Here is a 23,642-nt window from a genome sequence, read left to right as displayed (position 1 = left end):
CTGGATATCTACTGTGGGAGCGAGCTTGCTCGCGATAGCGTCAGCCCCGTCACCGCCTAGCCTTTCGCCATCACCCCACCGAATACCCCGCCATTCACCCTCAGCGCCAACCCCCCTGGTTAACAAAAGATAACGCGGCGTCGATTGTCAGACCTTTCGAAAGCCCGATAGGATAGGCCAGCTTCCGAAGTGGCTCTAGATTGCAGGTTTCAGGACTATGCTCCAAGACTGGCAACGTACCAAGCCATAACAATAATAATGGGGGAAAGGTCTATGAATGAGCCTGTCATGGCTGTGGGCCGCTGCCGGCCGCCGATGCTGCGCAGAATCGCGTTGCTGGCTTCGGCGCTCTCGCTGCTGGGCTCTGCGGTGTTGTCGGCACCGGTGATGGCCGTTGCGGCGTCGACGTCCGATGTCATCTATTCCGTCGAATCGGCCAAGGCCAGCAAAACCCTGATGCTCGATGTGGTCCATGCCGGCCAGCGCCTGGTGGCGGTCGGCGATCGTGGGCACATTGTCTATTCCGACGACCAGGGCACATCCTGGACCCAGGCCAAGGTGCCGACCCGGCAACTGCTCACCGCGGTATTTTTCGTCGACGACAAGCACGGCTGGGCCGTGGGGCACGACGCGCAGATCCTCGCCAGCGACGATGGTGGCAGTACCTGGACCAAGCAATACGAAGACCTCACCCGTGAAGCGCCGCTGCTGGATGTCTGGTTCAAGGACGTCAGCAACGGTTTTGCCGTGGGTGCGTACGGTGCGCTGCTGGAAACCACTGACGGCGGCAAGCACTGGGAAGACGCCAGCGACCGCCTCGAAAACGAAGACCAGTTCCACCTCAACGCAATCGCGGCCGTGAAAGACGCCGGGCTGTTCATTGTCGGCGAGGCCGGCAGCATGTTCCGCTCCGCCGATGAGGGGCAGACCTGGGAGAAGGTCGAAGGCCCGTACGAAGGCTCGCTGTTCGGGGTCATCGGCACCGCCCAGCCTTCGACGCTGCTGGCCTACGGCTTGCGCGGCAACCTGTACCGTTCCACCGATTTTGGCGACACCTGGGAGCAGGTCGAGCTCAAGGCCGCCCGGGGCAGCCTGGAATTCGGCCTGTCGGGCGCCACACTGCTGGAGGACGGTTCCATCGTGATTGTCGGCAACGGCGGCAGTGTGGTGCGCAGTACCGACGACGGCGAGACCTTCAGCGTGTTCAACCGTCCGGACCGAATCTCCGTGGCGGCCGTCACGGCGGCAGGCAACGGCAATCTGATCCTGGCGGGGCAAGGCGGCGTGCGCGCCACCACCACCACCGGCGCCGAACTGAGCAAATGAGTCAGGCCTGCAAGACGGGCATAAAAACAAGAAGGCGGACCCCATGAGCAGTCATCATCAAGACAAGGCGACGTTCCTCGAGCGCCTGATTTTCAACAACCGCCCGGCAGTGATCGTCATTTGCCTGCTGGTCAGCATTTTCCTGTTCTGGCAGGCCACGCTGATCCGCCCCTCCACCAGTTTCGAAAAAATGATCCCCCTCGAGCACCCCTTCATCCAGAAGATGCTCGAGCACCGCAATGACCTGGCGAACCTGGGCAACACGGTGCGCATTTCCGTGGAAGCCACCAATGGCGACATCTTCTCCAAGGACTACATGGAGACCCTGCGCCAGATCCACGACGAGGTCTTCTACATCTCCGGTGTCGACCGTTCCGGGCTCAAGTCGTTGTGGAGCCCCAGCGTGCGCTGGACCGAAGTGACGGAGGAGGGCTTCGCTGGCGGCGAGGTGATCCCCCAGAGCTACAACGGCTCGGCCGACAGCCTCGACCTGCTGCGCAACAACGTGCTCAAGTCCGGCCAGGTCGGGCGCCTGGTGGCCAACGACTTCAAGTCAAGCATCATCGACATCCCGTTGCTGGAGTCCTATCCCGACCCGCAGGACCAGGGCAAATTGCTCGCCCTCGACTATCGGAAGTTTTCCCACGAGCTTGAAGACAAGATCCGCAACAAGTTCGAGGCCCAGAACCCGAATGTGCAGATCCACATCGTCGGTTTCGCCAAGAAAGTCGGTGACCTGATCGACGGCCTGGTCATGGTGGTGCTGTTCTTCGGCGTGGCCTTCGTCATCACTCTGGTCCTGCTGTACTGGTTCACGAACTGCATACGCAGCACCGTGGCGGTGTTGACCACCACCCTGGTAGCGGTGGTCTGGCAACTGGGGCTGATGCACGCGGCCGGTTTCGGCCTGGATCCGTACTCGATGCTGGTGCCGTTCCTGATCTTCGCCATCGGCATTTCCCACGGGGTGCAGAAAATCAATGGCATCGCCTTGCAGTCCAGCGAGGCGGACAACGCCCTGACGGCGGCGCGGCGTACCTTTCGCCAGTTGTTCCTGCCGGGGATGATCGCGATCCTGGCGGACGCCGTGGGCTTCATCACCTTGCTGATCATCGACATTGGCGTGATCCGCGAACTGGCCATCGGCGCCTCCATCGGCGTGGCGGTGATCGTGTTCACCAACCTGATCCTGTTGCCAGTGGCGATTTCCTACGTCGGCATCAGCAAGCGCGCCGTCGAGCGCAGCAAGAAAGACGCGAACCGGGAACATCCGTTCTGGCGCTGGCTGTCGAACTTCGCCAGCGCCAAGGTCGCGCCGGTGTCCATTGCCCTGGCGGTGATCGCCTTTGGCGGTGGCCTCTGGTACAGCCAGAACCTGAAGATCGGCGACCTGGACCAGGGCGCGCCGGAACTGCGTCCGGACTCGCGCTACAACCAGGACAACAACTTCATCATCAGCAATTACTCCACCAGCTCCGATGTGCTGGTGGTGATGGTCAAGACCAAGGCCGAAGGCTGCTCGCGCTATGAAGCCATGGCCCCCATCGACGAATTGATGTGGAAGATGCAGAACACCGAGGGCGTGCAGTCGGCGATTTCCCTGGTGACCGTGTCCAAGCAAATGATCAAGGGCATGAACGAGGGCAACCTGAAATGGGAGACCCTGTCGCGCAACCCTGATGTGCTGAACAACTCCATCGCCCGGGCCGATGGCCTGTACAACAACAGCTGCTCCCTGGCGCCGGTGCTGGTGTTCCTCAACGACCACAAGGCCGAGACCCTGGACCGCGCGGTGAAGGCGGTGCAGGACTTCGCCAAGGAAAACAACCGCGATGGCCTGGAGTTCCTCCTCGCCGCCGGTAACGCCGGCATCGAGGCGGCCACCAATGAAGTGATCAAGGAATCGGAATTGACCATTCTGATCCTGGTGTACATCTGCGTGGCGACCATGTGCATGATCACCTTCCGTTCCTGGGCGGCGACGCTGTGCATCGTGCTGCCGCTGGTGCTGACGTCGGTGCTGGGCAATGCCCTGATGGCCTTCATGGGCATCGGTGTGAAAGTCGCGACGCTGCCGGTGGTGGCTCTGGGTGTCGGGATCGGCGTCGACTACGGCATCTACATCTACAGCCGCCTGGAAAGCTTCCTGCGGGCCGGGTTGCCGTTGCAGGAGGCTTACTACCAGACGCTGAAATCCACCGGCAAGGCGGTGCTGTTCACCGGTTTGTGCCTGGCTATCGGCGTGTGCACCTGGATCTTCTCGGCCATCAAGTTCCAGGCCGACATGGGTTTGATGCTGACGTTCATGCTGCTGTGGAACATGTTCGGTGCACTGTGGCTGTTGCCGGCGCTGGCGCGCTTCCTGATCAAGCCGGAGAAACTGGCGGGGCAGAAGGGCAACTCGTTGTTTGCCCATTGATGAGGAGCGGAACCTGCCCAGCACAGCCCTGGGGGTGAACCCATGTGGGAGCGAGCTTGCTCGCGATAGCGGTGTGACAGTCAATGAAGGTATTGAATGTCCGTCAGCCATCGCGAGCAAGCTCGCTCCCACAGGTTTATTCTCGCGCTCAGTGACTGATCACTTCAGCCTGCAAGCCCCGGCCATCAAGGCGCCAAGGGCAAGAACTTGCTCTGCGCCAACGACTTGCTGAGCTGTCCTCGATGCACGTTTACCACCGCATAAGGGCTGGTGGCCTTGGCCAGCAGTGAGTGGTAATGCTCCTTGCGTTGTTCCTTGGTCTTCAGGTGCGCGACGCTGAAATTGTCCTTCGGTGTGTCAGCCGTTTCGTAGTGAAAATGCGCATACCAGAGGGGGGAGCCATTACGGTCGTTGATGGCGTATTCCTGGAGGAAATCCTGCCGGCTTCCTTTCAAGGCCTTGCGATCCCCGAGCCGTGCGACTTGTACCAGGTTCTTTTCGAACAGGAACCGCAGGTTGCCGTCGGTAGGCGGCAATTGCAGGCTCAATTCGGTGCGCAGGGCACTGCCCTTGGTGGTCAGGCTGGATACCGCGTCTGACAACTGTTGGCTCAATGCCTGGTCTGCCGGGGTAAGCGGGGTTTGCGCTGCGGTGAACGCCCGGTCGAGCTCCTCGCCAAGCTTGCGAAACCGACTCGCCTCATTGTTCATGATCTCCTCGATTTCCTGGGGATGGCGGCAGTGTTTCTTGTAGCTTTCAGCGCGGCGCAGACGTTCGTCCAATTCTGCGAGCAATTTGCGCGCATCGCTCTTGATCGTCTTGACCGATCTCGTCTTGGGGGCCGGGGTCGGTTTGCGTATATCGACGGCATCCCACACATCGTCGTGACGTGAGTAGGTGGACAATAGCGTATCGTTGAAACGCAGCTCGACGACTTCAATCGGCAGGGCTGTGCCGGCCGGCTTCAAGTCACCGATCAGGACGCCACGGTTGCGGGTCCTGATCACCTTTTTCTGTGGGCGTCCGGCGGGCACCCTGGACTGTTTTGGCGCACGCCTGCGCGGCTTTGGCTCGGGCTTGATTTCTGCGGCGAGTTTGCTGGAGACCTCCTGGTACAGACTGTCGACCAGCCTGAGTAACCTGTCGAAATAGGCTTCGTTGAGGTGGTCGAGGTAGAGGGTCTTGATCCCCTGCAAAGCATCCAGGGACTTGCCGTACTGCTCGGTCAGGCTGGTCAGCACCTCAAGCTGCTCCGAGGCGGGGAGCTCGTACATCCGCAGTTCGCAATGGGAGCGCACTTGTTCCCCCAAGGGCACGACGATGCGCAGCAGGCTCTCGGATAGGTTGGAACTGGAGTTTTTGACCGACAGCATCGGAAGCGTCGCGAATTGCATGGCTTTGCTGCTGATTGAATTTATTTCGTCGAGCGGCCGGTCTCTGGTGAGGCGCTCGAACGCCTGGGCGCCGGCCTCATCCAGATTCAATAATCGCTCGAGAAAATCGTCCTTGAGCTCCAGCCAATGGATCGCCTGATCATTGAGATCGCTCAGGGTGTCGAGATACTTCAGGTAGTCCTGCAGGTTAGTGACGACAGCCTCCATCTGATTGACGTCCCCTTGAAATTGAGGATGGGCATTGATGATGGCCGTGCGTTGATTTTCGGTGACGATGACGGCTTTGCGGGCATTGTTCACCACGTTTTCCAACATTCCGCGCAAGGCTGCCGGGGAGAGCTCGATGCCCAGGCTGGCCCGTTCGGGCGCGCTGTTCACCAGCTTCAGATAAAGCTCAGTCTGTTCCTGGAGCAGGTCATAGTACACTTTGCGCTTCGCCGTGCGTTGTGCCTCGGTATAGTTCGCTCCGCTATCGAGCCTGATCATCACTTCCTGGGCCACTTGCAGGGCTCTGCCTCGAGCTGCGTCTCCCTTGACCACCTGATTGTATTCCTCTTGTAGTACCCGCCTTCGCTCCAGATTGAGGTCGCGCTGTGCTTGCATCCGTTTGGGGGGCGAGCCGCCCAGCAGGCGCAGGCGCAGATCGAGGAACCAGTGGCCTTGGCTGTCGGTTTTCAACGGCGGACCGTTTCGACTGGGGTCGAGTGGGTCGACGATGGTCGCGCTGCCGTCCGCTTCAGGGTTGACCTGATACAGAACGTCATCCACCTCGGCGTGCCATTTTTTGTCGATCACGTACAAACCCTTGTACGGGCCATATCCGATGGGTTCGGGCATTGCCGGCGGGCGCGATGCCTGCAAGCGCAGCAGCCGGGTGCGTTGTTCCGATGTCAGGCGCTGGCCGGCGCTGGCGAAACTGAAGTCCAGGCGTCTACTGGCGGCTTCGGCGTGGGCGCCAGGCACGGCGATGGTGCCCTCCGCCACGGTGGGCGGAGTTGGCACCGGCCACTGCTCGGCAACGGTGCGTGGCGCCGGGGGACGCATGGCTTGCTCCTTGAGCGATGGGGCCAGCGCCGCACGGGTGACCGGGGCATGACCAGTGGGGAGTTGGCTCACCAGCATGGCCAGGTTGACGAGCAGATCGACGGCGGCCAGCTCCCGTGCCACCGGATCCTCGCTGATCAGGGCCGGAATGTCCTGTCGGGCGCTGGCCATCAGGTTCCATAGCCAGACGGTGGTCATGGCCGGGCCGCGCAATAAAGGGAACAGCAATGTGTTGAACAACAGGCTGCCGCCCTGGAGCAACACGGCCCAGCGGCTCTCGCTATTGGACACCGAGTTCCGGTCGGCCTGGGCGACCAGGGCCTGGGCATTGCAGCCATAGAGGTATTGCATCAGCTCGCCGTTGTGCAGCGCTTGCAGCAGTTCGCCGTGAATGTCCTGCGTGGCGAGTGTGGCCGGGGCGGGTTTGTCGGGGACGTTGAACTCGTCACCGGGAAAGAACCGCACGATGTGTGGCTCCAGGAAACCGCCGTTGGCGTACACCGGGCGGGCGGCGTCGGACAGCCAGGTCAGGACGCTATCCTGCAGGTCCCCGGCCGCGGCAATGGCCTGAAACAGCGCCTCCCGTGTCGGGAACTCTTGCAGCGCAGGGGCATAAAGCGGCCGATACAGCAGGTGCGGGCCGGTCGTGGCGTCCTGCGCCTCGATAAGGAACATGTTGGTCACGGTATCGGGCTGGGCCTGGGGCTTGCGCATCAAATCCAGGTGGCGAATGACCACCGGCCGACCGTTGACCCGTTGGCTCGCCGCGTCAGGTTGGAGAACCGCTTCCAGCAGGCGCAGGCCTTGGACAGTCATGCCGTTTTCGTTGTCCAGCCGCTGTTTCAGCGCGTCGAGGACCAGTTGCGCAGGCATCTGTTCGGCGAACATCCGTTGACGGTTCTTTGCCTGGGGCGAGTTACCGAGCAGGTGCTGTTGCAGGTAGCGAGGATAGGCCGTGCCAATGTCGACCTGCTCGACCAGCCCGGTCACGAAGTCCGACGTCAACCAGGTCGGCAGCGTCAGACCCAGGCGATGGCTGAGCGTGAAGTGGCCGCTGGGGCGGGCGACGAGATTGTGGATGGCCAGTTCGGTCAGGCTCATCTGCCGCTTCTCGCTGAGGCCGATGGTCCCGGGGTAGCCTGCGGAAACGGTGAAGTTCAGCAGCACATCGTCGGGTTGGTATTGGCTCGATGGCAGCTTGTCCGGGCTGCTGTCGTTCGTTTGCTTCATGGCGCTGGACAAGGCACTGGCGGTAAAGGCCTTGATGTCCTCGATGCCACTGAGGAAGGTCTGGCCCTGGTGGCGTTTTTTGGCACTGGCCAGGGCCAGGCTGTAGTGCTGGAGCGTCGTCTGGTCGGCGATGGCGCTTTTTTTCAGCCAGCGGGGCAGCAAGGGAGCCAGGCGTGCCGAGGTTTGCGGCGAGAGTCGTGGGGCTTCCAGCAGGTAACGAGCCGGGTCGCTCAGGTCGTTATAGAGGTTTTTCAGGTTTTGCAGGCCGATCCCGGCGGGCAGCTGTACAGCCTTCAGGTCGGCCAGTTGCTGCTCCAGCAACATCGCCGCCTGGCTCTCGAAGACGTCGCCGCTTATCTCGTAGCGCTGGCAGGTGACGGTGTCGACGGTGTAACGGCTGGCGATCGATGCGCCCCAATGCCGATTGAAGGCTTCCAGGGAAGCAAAGGATTGCACGGCGCTGCCGGGGCTGCACAGCAGGACGTCGGTGGAGCCTTTCGTGGCGCGGACCAGGAGGATCTCGCTGCCGACCAGTACGGTGCTGGTGGTGCCCCGGGTGATTCGGGTTTCCAGGTTGTAGGCGTACGCAGGCGCCTGTGGGTCGAGACGAAAGCGTCGCTCCCGGTCCGGCCAACGGACGACCTGGTCAAGGGCTTCGCGGGCTGTGTCAGCGAGCCCGGGCTGTTGCAGCCCGCGGATGCTCAGCATGTTCCTCAGCACATCGCTGAGCCAGCGCCAGCGGTTGCCGTGGCTGTTCCCATCGGTTGCGTCCATGTCGTCGCCCCAGTAACGGACCAGCGCATCCTCCAGCCCGAGCGGTACGCTCCAGGCCAGTTCCAGCAGCGAGTGCTTGATGACCTGGATGTCCACTTCCTGGTAGCCAGCCCGGAGCCGGTGCGGTGGGGTGTCGGAGAGAAAACAATCCAAGTTGCCCCGTGGGCTGAAATCCACGGGTGTGCCAACGGCCAGGTGATCGAGCACCACGGGCATGAACGGCTGGAATTGCCAGGCGCGTCCGGTGGCGTCCGGAGTCGCCAATTGGACGGTCGAGAGGTCGATGTCCAGCCAGGGGAGTGTTCGCTTGATCGCTTGTTCGAGCATGCGTTGCGCAATCTGTTCGAAGGTCGGGTGACTGGCGAATTGCAGGCTGACGCTTTGCGTCAACGCGGGGATGGAGTCTGCGGAGGAGGGAGCGGTCATGAGAAGTCCTTTTCATAAAACATGGCCGTCGGGATGACGGCGAGAAAAGTATCGACTTCTCTGTCCGGTGCGGGTGGTACATAAATACCACCCACAAGTCTGACCTTATCAGGCGGGGTCGTTGCCCAGCACGACGTTCAGCGCGCTACGGGCATCGTCCAGTTGCACCAGGGTGGCGTGGCGGGCACCGAGGGCATCGCGGTTCTCGATGGCGGTGAGGATCGCCTTGTGACGCGGCATCGCCAGTTCGTGCAGGTTGGGCCGCTGGTTGGAGTGCTTGAGGGCTTCGGCGATGGCCACCGACAACATATTACAGAGGTTGGCGAGCAGGTCGTTGTGGGTGGCGTCGGCGATGCGGCTGTGGAAGTCCAGGTCCGGCTGCAGCACGGCCTCGGGGGTCGGGGCTGCTTCCATGCGTTGGTAGGCTTCACGGATGGCGGCGATGTCGGCCTCGTCGGCGAACTGGGCGGCGAGGGCGGCGGCGGCCGGCTCGATGATGCTGCGCACGCTGGTCAGCAGGTTGAAGAATTCATTCTGCGGGCTGCTCTGCATCAGCCAATGCAGCACGTCCGGGTCGAGCATGTGCCATTCCCGCCGGGCCTTGACCACCGTGCCCACGCGCGGACGCGAATACACCAGGCCCTTGGCGACCAGCACCCGCGTGGCTTCGCGCAGCACCGGGCGGCTGACCGCATACTCTTCGCACAACAAGGCTTCGGCGGGCAATTTATCGTCCGGTTTGAAGCGTCCGGAAACGATCTGCATGCCCAGTTCCTGGACGATGCGCGCGTGCATGCTCTTGCGGTCGGAGGGTTTACGGTAATCCATGGGGCGCGGCGCGATCCTGTGCGAGGGGGTGTTGCGCATGATAGCAGGCGCGGCGATGGCGGGTCGCTAGTGCGATTCAATGCTGACGCCGACCTACTGTGGGAGCGAGCTTGCTCGCGATAGCGGTTGAACATTCAACATCTAAGTTGGCTGTCACACCGCCATCGCGAGCAAGCTCGCTCCCACAGGGGATGGATGGGCTCAGTGGGAGTGGCGTGGTACTTCGGCGCCGCGGCAGCCCACCAGGAAGTCGAAGTCACAACCCTGGTCCGCTTGCAACACGTGGTCGATGTACAACTGGCGATAGCCGCCCACCAGCAGTTGCTGCGGGGGAGCGATGTCGGCCAGGCGCGCGGCGAGTTCGGCGTCCGGGATGTCCAGGTGCAGGCGGCCGCTGGCGCAGTCGAGCTCGATCCAGTCGCCTTCCTTCACCGCCGCCAGAGGTCCGCCGGCCGCTGCTTCCGGTGCCACGTGCAGCACCACGGTGCCGTAGGCGGTGCCGCTCATGCGCGCATCGGAAATCCGCACCATGTCCGTCACGCCCTGGGCCAGCAGCTTGGCCGGCAAGCCCATGTTGCCCACTTCGGCCATGCCCGGATAACCCTTGGGCCCGCAGTTCTTCATCACCAGGATCGAGTTGGCGTCCACGTCCAGTTCCGGGTCGTTGATCCGGGCCTTGTACTCGTCGAAGTTCTCGAACACCACGGCGCGACCGCGATGTTGCATCAGTTCGGCGGTGGCGGCGGACGGCTTGAGCACCGCTCCCAATGGCGCCAGGTTGCCGCGCAGCACGCAGATACCGCCGTCGGCGCGGATCGGGTTGTCCAGGGTGCGGATCACCTCATCCTGGCCATAGATCGGTGCGTCCTTGGTGTTCTCGCCGATGCTCTTGCCGTTGACGGTTAGGGCATTCGGGTTGGGGATCAGGTTGGCTTCGCCGAGACGCCGCAGCACGGCGGGCAGACCGCCGGCGTAGTAGAACTCTTCCATCAAAAAGCGCCCGGACGGCTGCAGGTCGACGATGGTCGGCATGCCGCGACCGATGCGGGTCCAGTCGTCCAGGTCCAGCTGCACGCCGATGCGTCCGGCAATGGCCTTGAGGTGGATCACTGCGTTGGTCGAGCCGCCGATGGCGGCGTTGACGCGGATGGCGTTTTCGAAGGCTTCCTTGGTCAGGATCTTCGACAGCTTGAGGTCTTCACGGACCATTTCCACGGCGCGCATGCCGGACATGTGGGCCAGCACATAACGCCGTGCATCCACCGCCGGAATCGCCGCGTTGTGGGGCAGGGAGGTGCCGAGGGCTTCGGCCATGCAGGCCATGGTCGAGGCCGTGCCCATGGTGTTGCAGGTGCCGGCCGAGCGGGACATGCCGCCCTCGGCCGCGAGGAAGTCGTCGATGGTGATGGTGCCGGCCTTGACCTGTTCGCTCAATTGCCAGACCACGGTGCCGGAGCCAATGTCCTGGCCCTTGTGCTTGCCGTTGAGCATCGGCCCGCCGGTGACGACGATGGCCGGGACGTCGCAGCTGGCGGCGCCCATCAGCAACGCAGGGGTGGTCTTGTCGCACCCGGTGAGCAGCACGACGCCGTCAATCGGGTTGCCGCGAATCGCTTCTTCCACGTCCATGCTCGCCAGGTTGCGGGTCAGCATGGCGGTGGGGCGCAGGTTCGATTCGCCGTTGGAGAACACCGGGAATTCCACTGGAAAGCCCCCGGCTTCGATCACGCCGCGCTTGACGTGCTCGGCGATCTGCCGGAAGTGCGCGTTGCACGGCGTCAGCTCCGACCAGGTGTTGCAGATGCCGATGATCGGCTTGCCGTGGAACTGATGGTCGGCGATGCCCTGATTTTTCATCCAGCTGCGGTACATGAAGCCGTTTTTGTCGGCGGTGCCAAACCATTGGGCCGAGCGCAGGGAGGGTTTCTTATCAGACATGATCGATTCTCTTATTGTATGACTATATTGTTCGAGCTTGAGCGTAACATAAGCGCAAATTGCGCGCTTTGGAAGTGTTGTTGGGTAAATAGTATTACTATATAGTCCGATTCAACGGAGGGGTTGTCCTGGCGGTCATTCGCGAGAGAAATCCCCCGAGGTTCCATAACAACAACAATCGGAGACCGGTCCCATGAGCCAGGAATTGCGGCTTATTCGTCGCATCACGCTGAAACTAATTCCTTTCCTGATCCTGCTGTACCTGATCGCCTACGTGGACCGCTCCGCGGTGGGCTTCGCCAAGCTGCACATGGGCGCCGACATCGGTATTGGCGACGCCGCCTATGGCCTGGGTGCCGGGCTGTTTTTCATCGGTTACTTCCTGCTGGAGATCCCCAGCAACCTGATGCTGGAGCGCTTCGGTGCCCGACGCTGGTTCGCCCGGATCATGATCACCTGGGGCGCCATTACCATCGGCATGGCGTTCGTGCAGGGCCCGCATAGCTTCTATGTCATGCGCTTTCTGTTGGGCGCGGCCGAAGCCGGGTTCTTTCCGGGCGTGCTGTACTACATCACCCAGTGGTTCCCGGTGCGCCATCGTGGCAAGATCCTGGGCCTGTTCATTCTGTCCCAACCTATTGCAATGATGATCACCGGCCCGGTGTCCGGCGGCTTGCTGGGCATGGACGGGATCCTCGGCTTGCACGGCTGGCAGTGGCTGTTCATCGTCATCGGCCTGCCGGCGGTGCTGCTGACGTGGCCGGTGCTGCGTTACCTGCCGGATGGTCCGCAACAAGTGAACTGGATGGACCAGGCCGAGAAGGACTGGCTGACCGGTGAGCTGAAAAAAGACCTGCAGGAATACGGCCAGACCCGTCACGGCAATCCGCTGCACGCCCTGAAGGACAAGCGTGTCCTGCTGCTGGCGCTGTTCTATCTGCCGGTGACCTTGAGCATCTACGGCCTGGGCCTGTGGCTGCCGACGCTGATCAAGCAGTTCGGTGGCAGCGACCTGGTGACCGGCTTCGTCTCGTCGGTGCCATACATCTTCGGCATCGTCGGCCTGCTGATCATTCCCCGCAGTTCCGACCGCTTGAACGACCGCTACGGTCACCTGGCCGTGCTCTATGTATTGGGCGCCATTGGCCTGTTCCTCAGCGCCTGGTTGTCGGTGCCGGTGTTGCAACTGGCGGCGCTGTGCCTGGTGGCGTTCGCGCTGTTTTCCTGCACGGCGGTGTTCTGGACCTTGCCGGGGCGTTTCTTTGCCGGCGCCAGTGCGGCGGCGGGTATTGCGCTGATCAACTCAGTGGGCAACCTGGGCGGTTACATCGGTCCGTTCGTGATCGGTGCGCTGAAGGAGTACACCGGCAACCTGGCCTCGGGCCTGTATTTCCTGTCCGGTGTGATGGTGTGCGGCCTGGTGTTGACCGGCGTGGTCTATCGCCTGCTGGAGCGCAAGCATGTGCTGCCGGCGGATCAGTTCGCCGCCAGCGCCCGGGGGGCGACGCGTACCTGAGGCCACTGCACTTAACTGTGGGAGCGAGCTTGCTCGCGATGGCGGACTGACGGTCGACATCATCGGTGAATGTGAGACTGCTATCGCGAGCAAGCTCGCTCCCACAAGGGACTGCACCGAATTCAAGTTTTGCTTACAAGGAGAAAAGATATGCGTTTAGTTCAGTTCGAATTGAGTAACGGCGAACGCCGCGTCGGTGTGGTCGAGGGCGATCAGGTGCGCGAAGTGCAGGGTGTCGGCACCGTGCGCGAGCTGGCGCTGGCGGCCATCGAGGCGGGTGTGAAACTTGAACAGCAGGTCGACAGCCTGGGCCTGGGCGCCGGTCATGATTACGCACAGCTGCTCGCTGAGCTGCGCATCCTGCCACCGCTGGACCATCCGGACCCGGCGCACCTGTTGGTCAGCGGTACCGGCCTGACCCACCTGGGCAGCGCCTCGGCCCGGGACAAGATGCACCAGCAGGCCGGCGACGAAGCGACCATGACCGACACCATGCGCATCTTCAAGTGGGGCGTGGAGGGCGGTAAACCCCAGGCCGGGCAGGCCGGCGTGCAACCGGAATGGTTCTACAAGGGCGACGGCAGCATCGTGGTCCGCCCGGGCCATCCGTTCCCGCTGCCGCCCTTTGCCGAAGACGCCGGCGAAGAGCCGGAAATCAGCGGCCTGTATGTCATCGGCCATGACGGCAAGCCCTATCGCCTGGGCTTCGCCGTGGGCAACGAGTTTTCCGACCACGTGATGGAACGCAAGAATTACCTGTACCTGGCCCACTCGAAATTGCGCAGTTGCAGTTTTGGCCCGGAACTTCGCGTCGGTGAACTGCCTCAACATCTTTCCGGAACCAGTCGTATCCTGCGCAATGGCGAAGTGCTGTGGCAGAACGAGTTCCTCAGCGGCGAGGCGAACATGTGCCACAGCCTCGAGAACCTGGAGTTCCACCACTTCAAGTACAGTCAGTTCCTGCGCCCGGGGGACGTGCACGTTCACTTCTTCGGCACCGCGACCCTGTCGTTCGCCGACGGCATCCGCACCCAGCCGGGGGATGTGTTCGAAATCAGCCAGGCTGAATTCGGCGCGCCGCTGGTCAACGGCATTGCCCCGGTAGACGCGGTGTTCAACCCGGGTACTATCGGCACACTTTAAAGGAGACTTGCGATGAACCAGATCCTTGGCCACAACTACATCGGCGGGGCGCGCAGCGCGGCCGGCCAGACCCGCCTGCAAAGCGTCGACGCCAGTACCGGCGAGGCCTTGCCCCATGATTTCATCCAGGCCACGGCCGAAGAAGTCGATGCGGCCGCCAAGGCCGCGGCTGCGGCTTATCCGGCCTACCGGAGCCTGAGCGCGGTGCGCCGGGCCGAGTTCCTCGAGGCCATTGCCGATGAACTGGACGCCTTGGGCGATGAATTCGTGGCCGTGGTCTGCCGTGAAACCGCGTTGCCGGCGGCACGGATCCAGGGCGAGCGCGGTCGCACCAGCGGCCAGATGCGCCTGTTCGCCAAGGTCTTGCGCCGAGGCGATTTCTACGGTGCGCGCATCGACCGGGCATTGCCTGAGCGCACGCCGTTACCGCGTCCGGACCTGCGTCAATACCGCATCGGCCTGGGGCCGGTGGCGGTGTTCGGCGCCAGTAACTTCCCCCTGGCGTTTTCCACCGCCGGTGGCGACACGGCGTCGGCCCTGGCGGCCGGTTGCCCAGTGGTGTTCAAGGCCCACAGCGGCCACATGGCGACGGCCGAGCACGTGGCCGATGCGATCATCCGCGCGGCGGAAAAAACCGCGATGCCGGCTGGCGTGTTCAATATGATCTACGGCGGTGGTGTCGGCGAATGGCTGGTCAAGCACCCGGCGATCCAGGCCGTGGGCTTCACCGGGTCCCTCAAGGGCGGGCGTGCCCTGTGCGACATGGCGGCCGCACGGCCGCAGCCGATTCCGGTGTTCGCCGAAATGTCGAGCATCAACCCGGTGATCGTGTTGCCGCAAGCGCTGGAAACCCGCGCCGAGAGCGTCGCGCGTGACTTGACCGCCTCGGTGGTGCAGGGCTGCGGTCAGTTCTGCACCAACCCGGGCCTGGTGATTGGCATCCGTTCGCCGCAATTCACCGCCTTCACCCAGCAAGTGGCGTCGCTGATCGGCGACCAGGCGCCCCAGACCATGCTCAACGCCGGCACGCTGCAAAGCTACGGCAAGGGCCTGCAGAAATTGCTGGCTCACCCGGGCATCGAGCACCTGGCCGGGCGGGAGCAGCAGGGCAACCAGGCCCAGCCGCAGCTGTTCAAGGCCGATGCCAGCCTGCTGATCAACGGTGACGAGGCGCTGCAGGAAGAAGTGTTCGGCCCGACCACGGTGTTTGTCGAAGTTGCCGACCAGGCGCAACTGACCGCCGCGCTGAACGGCCTGCACGGCCAACTGACCGCGACGATGATTGGCGAGCCGGCGGATTTCGAACGGTTCAGCGAATTGACCCCGCTGCTGGAACAGAAGGTCGGCCGCATCCTGCTCAACGGTTATCCGACCGGTGTCGAGGTGTGTGATTCGATGGTCCACGGCGGGCCTTACCCGGCGACGTCCGATGCCCGGGGTACGTCGGTGGGCACATTGGCGATCGATCGTTTCCTGCGCCCGGTGTGCTTCCAGAACTATCCCGACAGCCTGCTGCCGGAACCGCTGAAGAATGCCAACCCGCTGGGGATCCTGCGGTTGGTGGATGGGGTGCCGGGGCGCGAGGCGCTCTGAGGATCGCGGTGGGGCAGTTGCATTGAGGGTTGATGGGCTGCCGCCATCGCGAGCAAGCTCGCTCCCACACTGGATCTTTTATGAATGCAAGATTTGTATTCGCTGAATCCTAATTGTGGGAGCGAGCTTGCTCGCGATGGCGATCGCCCGGTCAACATCGCTTCTGAAGTGATGGCCCAAGGTCCACTCGCCCATTGGGTTATCATGGCTACTTTCCCAATGACCGACTGATTACCATGACTGCCGTAACCAACACCCTGCTGCATGCCCTCGAAACCTGCGACATGCTGATTATCGACGAGCTGCACGCATTCAATTTTGAGCTCGACGAGCAGGGCCAACTGCACGTCGAGTGCATGAACGGTCGCACCCTCGAGCACTGGCGTTTCACGCCGGCGCAAATGCAGGCCGCGACGTTCGACAAGGCCTCGAATCGCTGGATCATCACCAGTGACTCCGGTGACCACCGTCTGGAATGCGTGGAAGCCACCAGCGGCCACGACGATGAGGATGACGAAGATGAAAATGCGTAGGCTCTGGCCATTGTTGATGGCCGGCAGCGTGGGTGCCATGGGCGTCCAGGCGGATACCAGCGAGCGCCATCAAGTGCTGGTGGGTTCCTACACCGCCGGCCAGAGCCAGGGCATCTATCGGTTGCAGTTCGACAGCCGCACTGGCCAGCTCGATGCCAACCCGTTGCAAGTGATCAAGACTGACAATCCTTCATGGCTGACGCTGTCCAGCGACATGACCCGGCTGTTCGTGGTCAATGAAAACGGTCCGGGCCAGAAAGACCCGGTGGGCAAGGTCAGCAGCTACGCCATCGACCCGAAGACCCATGCCATCAGCCTGATCAACCAGGTGCAATCCCTGGGCAACGAGCCGACGCATTCCAGCCTCAGCGGCGATGGCCGGCATCTGCTGGTCAGCAACTATTCGGTGCTGGAAGACCCGGGCGGCACCCTGGCGGTATTGCCGGTGGGCGCCGACGGCAAGCTGTCGCCGGTGGTGCAGTTGAGCAGCCATCAACCGAGCCGGGTCAATCCCGAGCGGCAGATGTCGGCCCACGTGCACTCGGCGGTCTCGTCGCCCGATGGCAAGTACGTGTTCGCCAACGACCTGGGGGCGGACAAGGTGTTCATCTACCGCTACGACCCCAAGGCCAATCCCGAGCTGCCGCTGACTGCCGCCGATCCGGCCTTCGTGCAATTGCCACCTGGCAGCGGACCGCGTCACCTGCTGTTCAGCGCTGACGGCAAGCACGCCTGGCTGACCATGGAAATGAGCGCGCAAGTGGCGGTGTTCGATTACCAGGACGGCCGCCTGACCCAGCGCCAACTGGTCGACCTGGCCGCCGGCAAACCCCAGCCGGGCAGGGCGGCTGCTGCGCTGCATGCTTCCAGGGACGGCAAGTTCCTTTACGTCAGTAACCGTGGCACCACCAACGAAGTGCTGGTGTTCGCCATTGACCCGGCTGCGGGCACGCTCAAAGAGCTGCAGCGGCGCTCGGTCGAAGGCGATCATCCGCGGGAGTTCAGCCTCGACCCGAGCGGAAAATTCCTGCTGATTGCCAATCAGAAGAGCAACCAGATCGTGGTGGTCGAGCGCGATCCGAAGACCGGCCTGCTGGGTAAAACCGTGCAGAAAATGCCGATGGATGCACCGAGCGACTTGAAGTTCATGCTGCGTCAATAGACCGCAGGCCTTGTTTTTCAAGGCCTGCGCCGTTGTATCAACGAGACTGATATTCGCTAGTACTACAAAGCATTTCAAAGCGAGACGCCTCGGCGCGTAAGTTTGCTCCACGGCCCAACCGGGCAAGTCAGCCAACTGAATCCGAGGTCTACCGCCATGAATCTGAATCTCTTCTCCGTGATCGCCGCTTCCGCCATCTCTGCCACCGTGGCGCTGCCCGCCAGTGCCAATGTCGAGATCAGCGACAAGAAAAACCGTACCCAGAGCTACACCGAGAAATACCTGCAACAAAGCGCCAACTTCTATGCGGCGCTGGACCACAAGACCCAACACTGAAATCTTGCGCAACGCCTGAAGCCTGCGATCTTTTCATCTTCACTGAACACCGGGTGAAAGAGAAAAGATCGCAGGCTTCGCCGTTTCTGGAAAAAATCCAGCTGTAATATCACTTGGCCATGTGTTTAAATTTGACGCTGACAAATTGACTCCTTTGCGGACAAGGATCGACACCATGGCAATGCGTCTGGCAGTGATGTTGCTGTTTCTCTACTCCACGCCGATTGTCTCGGCGGCCCAACCGGATACCGGTGAGTTGGAAGTGGCGCGTGAGCGATTGCTGAGTTTTCTGCACGATTGATGTCGATCGTTCCCACGCTCTGCGTGGGAATGCCGCCAGGGACGCTCCGCGTTCCGCTTCTGCGAGGTGACGCAGAGCGTCACGGGATGCATTCCCACGCAGAGCGTGGGAACGAGCGGTAGGGCGTTACTTGGCCATGATCGCCACGAACAGCTCGGACTCCAGGAACCGCTGCAACCACTGCTGCAAATGCGGGTAGGGCGCCTGGGCAAACCAGTCGCGGTCGACGTGGGCGAATTGCCGTATGAAGGGCATCACTGCCACGTCCGCCAGGCTCTGGTGCGCCGCCGCCAGAAACGGCCGGGTTGCAAGCAGTGCCTCCAGGCGGCGCAGAAAGTCTTCGCCCTCGCTACGGTAATACTCCTTCGGGTACTCGGGGTGGCGCTCGGGGTATTTGTAGCGATTCAAGTGCAGCTTGAACACCTGGTCGTTTTCCTCGATCAACGCCGCCGTCAACGCCTGGCCGTCGGCGTTGTCCCGTAGCCGCCAGTCTTGCGGGTCGTGCTGGGCCAAGGCCCAGCTCATGATCTCCAGGCTTTCATCGATCACCCGGCCATCGACCTGCAGCACCGGCACCGTGCCTTTGCTGGAGAGGGCGAGCATCTCGGCGGGCTTGGCCTTCAGGCTGACTTCGACAATCGCCACCTCGACCGCGCTGTAGCGCAAGGCCATGCGCGCCCGCATCGCATAGGGGCAGCGGCGGAAGGAGTAGAGCGTGGCGCGGCTCATTTCACCTCCACGGTGCTCAACCCGTTGCCCTGGCGTCGCACCTGGATCTGCACCGGGATCCGCTCGTGCATTTCCTGCACGTGGGAAATCACCGCGACCTTGCGGCCTTGGGCCTGCAAGCCGTCGAGGGCGTCCATCGCCAGTTGCAGCGATTCGGGGTCGAGGCTGCCGAAGCCTTCGTCGATGAACAGCGATTCGATCTTCAATGTGCTGGACGCCATCGAGGCCAGGCCCAAGGCCAGGGCGAGGGAGACCAGGAAGGTTTCGCCACCGGACAACGAATGCACCGAGCGCAGTTCATCCCCCATTTCCGTATCCATTACCAGCAGACCGAGCATGCTGCCACCGCGCTTGAGCCGGTAGCGGCGCACCAGTTGCCGCAGTTGGGCATTGGCGTGATGCACCAGCAAGTCGAGGTTGTAGGCCTGGGCCAGCTTGCGGAAGCGGTCGCCGGTAGCCGAGCCGATCAGGGCATCGAGGCGTGCCCAGCGCTGGTATTCGGCGTAGGCCTGTTCGATCTGCTGGGCCAGGGCTTGGTTGGCGTTCTGCCGACGCTGGTCCTCGGCCTGTTCGGCACGCAGTTCGGCGCAACGCTGTTCGCTGACGGCGAATTGAGCTTGCAGTTCGGCGAGGGCTTCGGCGAGTCGCTCGGGCGCCAGGTTGCCGTTGTGCTGGGCCTGGTGGTTGTGCAGGCGCTGCTCGCGTTCGGTGAGCAATACGCTGGCCTGTTCGATGGCTTTTTCGCTGTTGAGCAAGCGCTGGCGCAACTGGCTGACGTGTTGCTCGTCCAGGCTGAGCAGCGCTTCGAGGGCGGCATCGTCCAGTTCAGGATGGCCGGTGCGCCACTGCGCGATACCCGTGGTCAATGCCTGACGTTCGTGGTCCAGGGATTGCGCCTGCTCCTGGCGGGCCTTGAGTTCGGCGGCCAGTTGCACAAGGCTGTTGCGCACTTGCTGCAACTGCCGATTGGCCGTCGCCTCGGCCTCCCGGGTCTGTTCCAGGCGCAGGTCGAGTTGTTGTTGCCATTGTTCGGCGCTGAGGTGCTCGCCGAGCAATTGCGCGAGTTTCTCCTGGCAGGCTTGCTGTTGCTCGCTCAGGGCGCTGAATTGCAGGCGCGCCGCTTCCAGTTGCTGGACGCGGGTCTGTTGGCGGTCCTGCTCTTTCTCCAGGGTCTGCTGGCGCTGGCGTTGTTCGTCCAGTTCGTCGCGCTGCTGTTCCAGTTGCTCCAGGCGTTGGGCAATCTGCTGGTCGAGCTGCAGGAAGGTCGCGGCGGGTTCGCTGCGCAAGGCCTGCAAGGTGTCCGCCGGCAGCAGGGCGCTGAAGTGGTTCAATTCCTCGTCCAGGCGCTGACGGTCGCGGGCCAGCTCTTGCTGCTGGTTGCCCAGGTGGTGTGACGCCTGCTGGGCGGCCGTTTCGGCCTCGCGCAAGCGCTGGCCCAGGCGTGCGGCATCCTGCTGCAGGGTCAGCAGGGCGGCTTGGCGTTGTTCGTCCTGGCTGATGCGCAGGTGCAATTGGCTGTTCTGTTGGGCCAGCCAGGCGTCGCGCTTGCCCGAATCCTGGGCCAGCAGTTGCGCCGACAACGGGTGGGCCTCCAGGCTGGGGGCCAGGCCCTGTTGCTGGCTGGCAAGCTGTTCCTGTTGTTGTTTGAGTTCCTTGAGCTGGGCAATGACCCCGCTGTATTGCGCCCGCAGGTCGATGACTGTTTCATTGAGCCGCTCGACGGCTTTGCGGGCGTTGGCTTCTTCGGCTTCATCGAAGCGTCCGAGGTTTTCCAGCAGGGCTTCGGGCTGATGATAAGGATGCTCGACGCTGCCACACACCGGGCAGGGCTGCTCGTCCTGCAACTGTGCGCGCAGTTGTTCGACGCTTTCGCTGCGGGCCAGGCGCTGGCGCTCCAGCAGTTCGCGGGTCACGGTCAGGGTCTGTTCAGCGATGGTCAGCTCGGCCTTGGCTTCGCCACCCTCGCGCACCAGGCGGTCACGTTCCTGCAACGCCTGTTGTTGGCGTCGCTCAAGCTCGGCACCCCGGTTGTCCAGCTCTTGCTGACTGGCCCACAGCCGGGTCAGGTCTTCGAAGGCGCGCAGTTGCTTGCGGTTGTCTTGCAGCAGGGTGCCGAGCAATTGGATCTGTTCGGCCACGGCCTCCGGCTCGGCGCCGGCTTCCTTGTACAGCACCTCAAGGTCTTGCCGGCGGCTGGCCAGTTCCTCGGCGGCACGGGCGGCGCCTTGCTCCAGCATGGAGAGTTCGGCCTGGCCCTGGTTCAGGCGATTGCCGATCAGCATCAGTTGTTGGAGGCGGTCGCGATAGGCGTTCCAGGCGTCGCTCAGTGATGCCAGATGCGTACTTTGTTCAAGCTCGCCGGCGATTCGCTGCAAGCGCTCGGCCACCTGTTTCTGCTGTTCGAGCAAGGTGTCGATGGCGCGCTGGCCTTCGGTGCAGGCCTGTTGCGTCTGGTCTTGGTGCTCGGCGGCTTGGCTGGCGTCCTTGACGAGGCGGGCGAGGGTGCTTTGTGCCTCGAAAGCCTGGCGCAATAACGGCGCGTTGTCGCTGCTTTGTTGCCGGGCCGCGGCCAATGCCAGTTGCGTGACGCCCAGGCCTTTTTCCAGTTCGGCTTGCTGTTGATGCAGATCGATTTGCTGCTGGGTGAGCTGCTGGATTTGCGCGGCCAAGGGTTCGAGCTGTCGGCTCAGTTCCGCCTGGCGGATGAACTGATGGCGCTGGGGCGCCAACTGTTCCAGGCGGGTCAGTTTCAGGCGTTCGTCGGCCAGGGCGTTCCAATCGGCCTGGGCCTGTTGCAGCTGTTCGGCGGCGCTGGCGTGTTCATCCTGCAATTGGCGCAGGTCGCGCAGCCAGGTGTGTTGCAGCTCCAGCTGCTTGAGTTGCGCCTGTTGGGCCTTGAGGTGTTGCTGGGCGTCGTTGAAGCGCTGGTCGAGCTCGGCCCGGGCTTCGGGGGCCAGCGGGGTGACACCAGTGGCCTGGTCCTGCAGCTGTTTGTGGGTTTCCTTGGCTTGCTTGGCTTTGTCGAAGGCGCGGCGGCCGAGGCGGGTATACAGGGCGGTGTCGGTGAGTTTTTCCAGCAGTTCGCTGCGGTCGTTGTCGTCGGCCTTGAGGAACGCGCTGAACTCGCTCTGGGCCAGCAACACGGCGCGGGTGAACTGCTCGAAGTTCAGGCCCAGGGCGGCTTCGAGCTGAGCCTTGTATTCGCCTTTCTGGCTCGCCAGCAGTTGATCGTTATCCAGGTCCCGCAGGCTCTGACGGCTGGCTTGCAACTTGCCGCCGGCCTTTTCCCGGGCGCGATTGGCTTCCCAGCGGGCCCGGTAGCGGCGCCCGTCGATACCGCGAAAATCCACTTCGGCAAAGCCATCGCCGGTGCCACGGCGCAGCAGCGTGCGCGGATCGCCCGTGGCAATCTCGCCATCGACGTCCGGCACCTTGGCATCGCGACCGGTATTGTTGAGGCGCGGCACGGCGCCGAACAGCGCCAGGCACAAGGCGTCGAGCAGCGTGCTCTTGCCGGCGCCGGTGGGGCCGGTAATGGCGAACAGGCCGGCGCTGGCCAAGGGTTCTGCGGTGAAATCGATTTCAAACGGCCCGGCCAGGGACGCCAGGTTTTTCAGGCGGATCGCGAGGATCTTCATGGTTGCTCGCTCTCCATCTGCACGTCTTGCAACAGCACGGCAAAGTCCTTGAGGGTCTGTTCATCCACTTCGTTGCCGTAGGTGTCCTGCCAGGCGCGGCTGAACAGTTCCTGCGGGCTGAGTTGGTCCAGTTCCACCAGCGCGTTGCCGTCATCGGCACTGCCGGCGCCACCGTTGCCGGCGTATTCGGCGGCGATCCGTACCAGGCGCACGGCCTTGCCTTGCAGTGCGGTTTCAACCTGGTGGCGCAGGTCCGGCTGCGGTTCGTCGAGGCGCACCCGCACTTCCAGCCAGGGTTGGCGCTGGACATCGGCCAGCAGGTCGATGTCGGGCAGCGCCTTGAGTTGCCCAAGGATATCGGCCAGGGGAGCCGGGCCCAGGCGTTGCAGGTTGACGGCCCGGGGAATCAGGCGAGGCTCGACCTTGACCAGGGTTTCGCCGTCCAGGGTGATGTCGAGAATCTGATGCTGGTAGCCAATTTCCGAGAATGACAGCGGGATCGGCGAGCCGCTGTAGCGGATGCGCTCTTCGCCGTTGACCTTCTGCGGTTTGTGCAAATGGCCGAGGGCGACGTAGCTGATGCTCGGGCCGAACAGGCTGGCGGGCAGGGCCTCGGCGTTGCCGATGATCAGGCTGCGCTCGGAGTCCTCGGACACCGAACCGCCGGCCATGTGCGCATGACTGATGGCAATCAGCGCCTGGCCTTTCTTGCGCTTGCCGTTGGCCGCGGCGATCAGCCACTCATGCACCTGACCGATACCTCGCAGGTAGTCGTCGCCCAGTTGCGCGCCGGTGACTTCGGCGGGACGCAGGAACGGCAGGGCCAGGCACCACGCCTTGACCTTGCCCTTGGCATCGGGCAATGGCAACAACAGGCGCTCGACGTCCAGTTGGCCGTCGTCCAGCCACAACACCCGGCCCAGGGCGTGGGTGCGCAAGCGTCGCATCAGCGGCGCAGGCAGCTCGATGCGCGAGCCGGAGTCATGGTTGCCGGCGATCATCACGATGGTCAGGTTGGCGTTTTGCTCATGGGCGCTGACGATGAAGTCGTAGAGCCGCTCCTGGGCTTTGACCGGCGGGTTGACGGTGTCGAAGATGTCGCCGGCGATCAGCAGCGCGTCGGGTTTTTCGTGGGTCAGCTGACGCAGCAGCCAGTCGAGAAAACAGGCGTGTTCGAAATCCCGTTCCTGACCGTGCAGGTTTTGCCCCAGGTGCCAGTCGGAGGTGTGAAACAGACGCAAGGCAAACTCCAGAAAACAGATGATGGCCGCGGTGAAGAGAAGGGCGGCTAAAAGAAGGAGAGTTTACTGGG

Annotated in this window: 16 protein-coding genes; 10 read left to right on the top strand and 6 right to left on the bottom strand. The window is 62.8% G+C overall.

Going from position 1 to position 23,642, the window contains the following annotated elements:
- The first annotated feature begins 273 nt into the window (after positions 1 to 273).
- Together BM321_RS23620 and BM321_RS23615 are read left to right on the top strand one after the other, a co-directional pair.
- Complete coding sequence (locus tag BM321_RS23620; protein WP_092445092.1) at positions 274 to 1,326, top strand: WD40/YVTN/BNR-like repeat-containing protein; 1,053 nt, start codon at positions 274 to 276, stop codon at positions 1,324 to 1,326.
- A 43-nt stretch (positions 1,327 to 1,369) separates the two neighbouring features.
- Positions 1,370 to 3,745: an efflux RND transporter permease subunit gene (locus BM321_RS23615; protein WP_092327772.1), complete on the top strand. Its 2,376-nt coding sequence runs from the start codon at positions 1,370 to 1,372 to the stop codon at positions 3,743 to 3,745.
- Positions 3,746 to 3,930: 185 nt separating this feature from the next.
- Here BM321_RS23615 and BM321_RS23610 read toward each other — a convergent pair whose 3' ends face one another.
- The 3 genes from BM321_RS23610 to BM321_RS23600 form a co-directional block, all read right to left on the bottom strand.
- Positions 3,931 to 8,613 (bottom strand): dermonecrotic toxin domain-containing protein, encoded by a 4,683-nt coding sequence (locus BM321_RS23610; RefSeq protein ID WP_092445090.1) that lies wholly within the window; start codon positions 8,611 to 8,613, stop codon positions 3,931 to 3,933.
- Positions 8,614 to 8,721: 108 nt separating this feature from the next.
- Complete coding sequence (locus tag BM321_RS23605) at positions 8,722 to 9,441, bottom strand: FadR/GntR family transcriptional regulator (protein ID WP_060741988.1); 720 nt, start codon at positions 9,439 to 9,441, stop codon at positions 8,722 to 8,724.
- A gap of 201 nt (positions 9,442 to 9,642) precedes the next feature.
- On the bottom strand, positions 9,643 to 11,379 hold the full coding sequence (locus BM321_RS23600) for an IlvD/Edd family dehydratase (RefSeq protein WP_092198223.1): 1,737 nt from the start codon (positions 11,377 to 11,379) through the stop codon (positions 9,643 to 9,645).
- A 193-nt stretch (positions 11,380 to 11,572) separates the two neighbouring features.
- On the opposite strand from BM321_RS23600, the gene BM321_RS23595 reads away from it, so the two are divergent.
- The 8 genes from BM321_RS23595 (at position 11,573) to BM321_RS31070 (ending at position 17,963) form a co-directional block, all read left to right on the top strand.
- A complete protein-coding gene (locus BM321_RS23595; protein WP_092445086.1) occupies positions 11,573 to 12,895 on the top strand; it encodes an MFS transporter in 1,323 nt (440 codons plus the stop codon).
- Positions 12,896 to 13,045: 150 nt separating this feature from the next.
- Positions 13,046 to 14,038, top strand: a complete 993-nt coding sequence (araD1, locus tag BM321_RS23590) for an AraD1 family protein (RefSeq protein WP_092327775.1) — start codon at positions 13,046 to 13,048, stop codon at positions 14,036 to 14,038.
- Positions 14,039 to 14,050: 12 nt separating this feature from the next.
- Positions 14,051 to 15,631 (top strand): aldehyde dehydrogenase (NADP(+)), encoded by a 1,581-nt coding sequence (locus tag BM321_RS23585; protein ID WP_092327777.1) that lies wholly within the window; start codon positions 14,051 to 14,053, stop codon positions 15,629 to 15,631.
- An 84-nt stretch (positions 15,632 to 15,715) separates the two neighbouring features.
- Positions 15,716 to 15,862, top strand: a complete 147-nt coding sequence (locus tag BM321_RS30600; protein WP_175459478.1) for a hypothetical protein — start codon at positions 15,716 to 15,718, stop codon at positions 15,860 to 15,862.
- Between the two features lie 5 nt (positions 15,863 to 15,867).
- The gene (locus BM321_RS23580) at positions 15,868 to 16,164 is read left to right on the top strand and encodes a DUF5629 family protein (RefSeq protein WP_175534958.1); all 297 of its coding nucleotides are present in this window, start codon (positions 15,868 to 15,870) and stop codon (positions 16,162 to 16,164) included.
- On the top strand, positions 16,151 to 17,326 hold the full coding sequence (locus BM321_RS23575) for a lactonase family protein (protein ID WP_092445082.1): 1,176 nt from the start codon (positions 16,151 to 16,153) through the stop codon (positions 17,324 to 17,326). Before BM321_RS23580 ends, BM321_RS23575 begins: the two co-directional genes overlap by 14 nt.
- A gap of 156 nt (positions 17,327 to 17,482) precedes the next feature.
- On the top strand, positions 17,483 to 17,662 hold the full coding sequence (locus BM321_RS23570) for a hypothetical protein (RefSeq protein WP_092165391.1): 180 nt from the start codon (positions 17,483 to 17,485) through the stop codon (positions 17,660 to 17,662).
- Positions 17,663 to 17,837: 175 nt separating this feature from the next.
- Entirely contained in the window at positions 17,838 to 17,963 is a 126-nt protein-coding gene (locus BM321_RS31070) for a hypothetical protein (RefSeq protein WP_256573475.1), read from the top strand.
- 126 nt (positions 17,964 to 18,089) lie between these two features.
- Here the strand turns inward: BM321_RS31070 and BM321_RS23565 are convergent, their stop codons facing one another.
- The 3 genes from BM321_RS23565 to BM321_RS23555 are packed head-to-tail and all read right to left on the bottom strand — an operon-like array spanning position 18,090 to position 23,571.
- A complete protein-coding gene (locus BM321_RS23565) occupies positions 18,090 to 18,692 on the bottom strand; it encodes a glutathione S-transferase (RefSeq protein ID WP_092445080.1) in 603 nt (200 codons plus the stop codon).
- Positions 18,689 to 22,330, bottom strand: a complete 3,642-nt coding sequence (locus BM321_RS23560; protein ID WP_092445078.1) for an AAA family ATPase — start codon at positions 22,328 to 22,330, stop codon at positions 18,689 to 18,691. The genes BM321_RS23565 and BM321_RS23560 overlap by 4 nt, the downstream gene beginning before the upstream one ends.
- Positions 22,327 to 23,571 carry an exonuclease SbcCD subunit D C-terminal domain-containing protein gene (locus BM321_RS23555; RefSeq protein WP_092445076.1) on the bottom strand — a complete coding sequence of 415 codons (1,245 nt, stop codon included), beginning with the start codon at positions 23,569 to 23,571 and terminating at the stop codon, positions 22,327 to 22,329. The genes BM321_RS23560 and BM321_RS23555 overlap by 4 nt, the downstream gene beginning before the upstream one ends.
- Positions 23,572 to 23,642: the final 71 nt, after the last annotated feature.

This window comes from Pseudomonas sp. NFIX10 (assembly GCF_900111955.1).
Lineage (GTDB): Bacteria > Pseudomonadota > Gammaproteobacteria > Pseudomonadales > Pseudomonadaceae > Aquipseudomonas > Aquipseudomonas fluorescens_AA.
Note: the sequence above shows the minus strand (reverse complement) of the source record. Positions and strands in the feature narration are given on the sequence as shown.

Coding starts and splice junctions, on each gene's coding strand:
- BM321_RS23620 (WP_092445092.1), top strand. CDS start 274: ATGAATGAGCCTGTCATGGCTGTGGGCCGCTGCCGGCCGCCGATGCTG.
- BM321_RS23615 (WP_092327772.1), top strand. CDS start 1,370: ATGAGCAGTCATCATCAAGACAAGGCGACGTTCCTCGAGCGCCTGATT.
- BM321_RS23610 (WP_092445090.1), bottom strand. CDS start 8,613: ATGACCGCTCCCTCCTCCGCAGACTCCATCCCCGCGTTGACGCAAAGC.
- BM321_RS23605 (WP_060741988.1), bottom strand. CDS start 9,441: ATGGATTACCGTAAACCCTCCGACCGCAAGAGCATGCACGCGCGCATC.
- BM321_RS23600 (WP_092198223.1), bottom strand. CDS start 11,379: ATGTCTGATAAGAAACCCTCCCTGCGCTCGGCCCAATGGTTTGGCACC.
- BM321_RS23595 (WP_092445086.1), top strand. CDS start 11,573: ATGAGCCAGGAATTGCGGCTTATTCGTCGCATCACGCTGAAACTAATT.
- araD1 (WP_092327775.1), top strand. CDS start 13,046: ATGCGTTTAGTTCAGTTCGAATTGAGTAACGGCGAACGCCGCGTCGGT.
- BM321_RS23585 (WP_092327777.1), top strand. CDS start 14,051: ATGAACCAGATCCTTGGCCACAACTACATCGGCGGGGCGCGCAGCGCG.
- BM321_RS30600 (WP_175459478.1), top strand. CDS start 15,716: ATGCAAGATTTGTATTCGCTGAATCCTAATTGTGGGAGCGAGCTTGCT.
- BM321_RS23580 (WP_175534958.1), top strand. CDS start 15,868: ATGACTGCCGTAACCAACACCCTGCTGCATGCCCTCGAAACCTGCGAC.
- BM321_RS23575 (WP_092445082.1), top strand. CDS start 16,151: ATGAAAATGCGTAGGCTCTGGCCATTGTTGATGGCCGGCAGCGTGGGT.
- BM321_RS23570 (WP_092165391.1), top strand. CDS start 17,483: ATGAATCTGAATCTCTTCTCCGTGATCGCCGCTTCCGCCATCTCTGCC.
- BM321_RS31070 (WP_256573475.1), top strand. CDS start 17,838: ATGGCAATGCGTCTGGCAGTGATGTTGCTGTTTCTCTACTCCACGCCG.
- BM321_RS23565 (WP_092445080.1), bottom strand. CDS start 18,692: ATGAGCCGCGCCACGCTCTACTCCTTCCGCCGCTGCCCCTATGCGATG.
- BM321_RS23560 (WP_092445078.1), bottom strand. CDS start 22,330: ATGAAGATCCTCGCGATCCGCCTGAAAAACCTGGCGTCCCTGGCCGGG.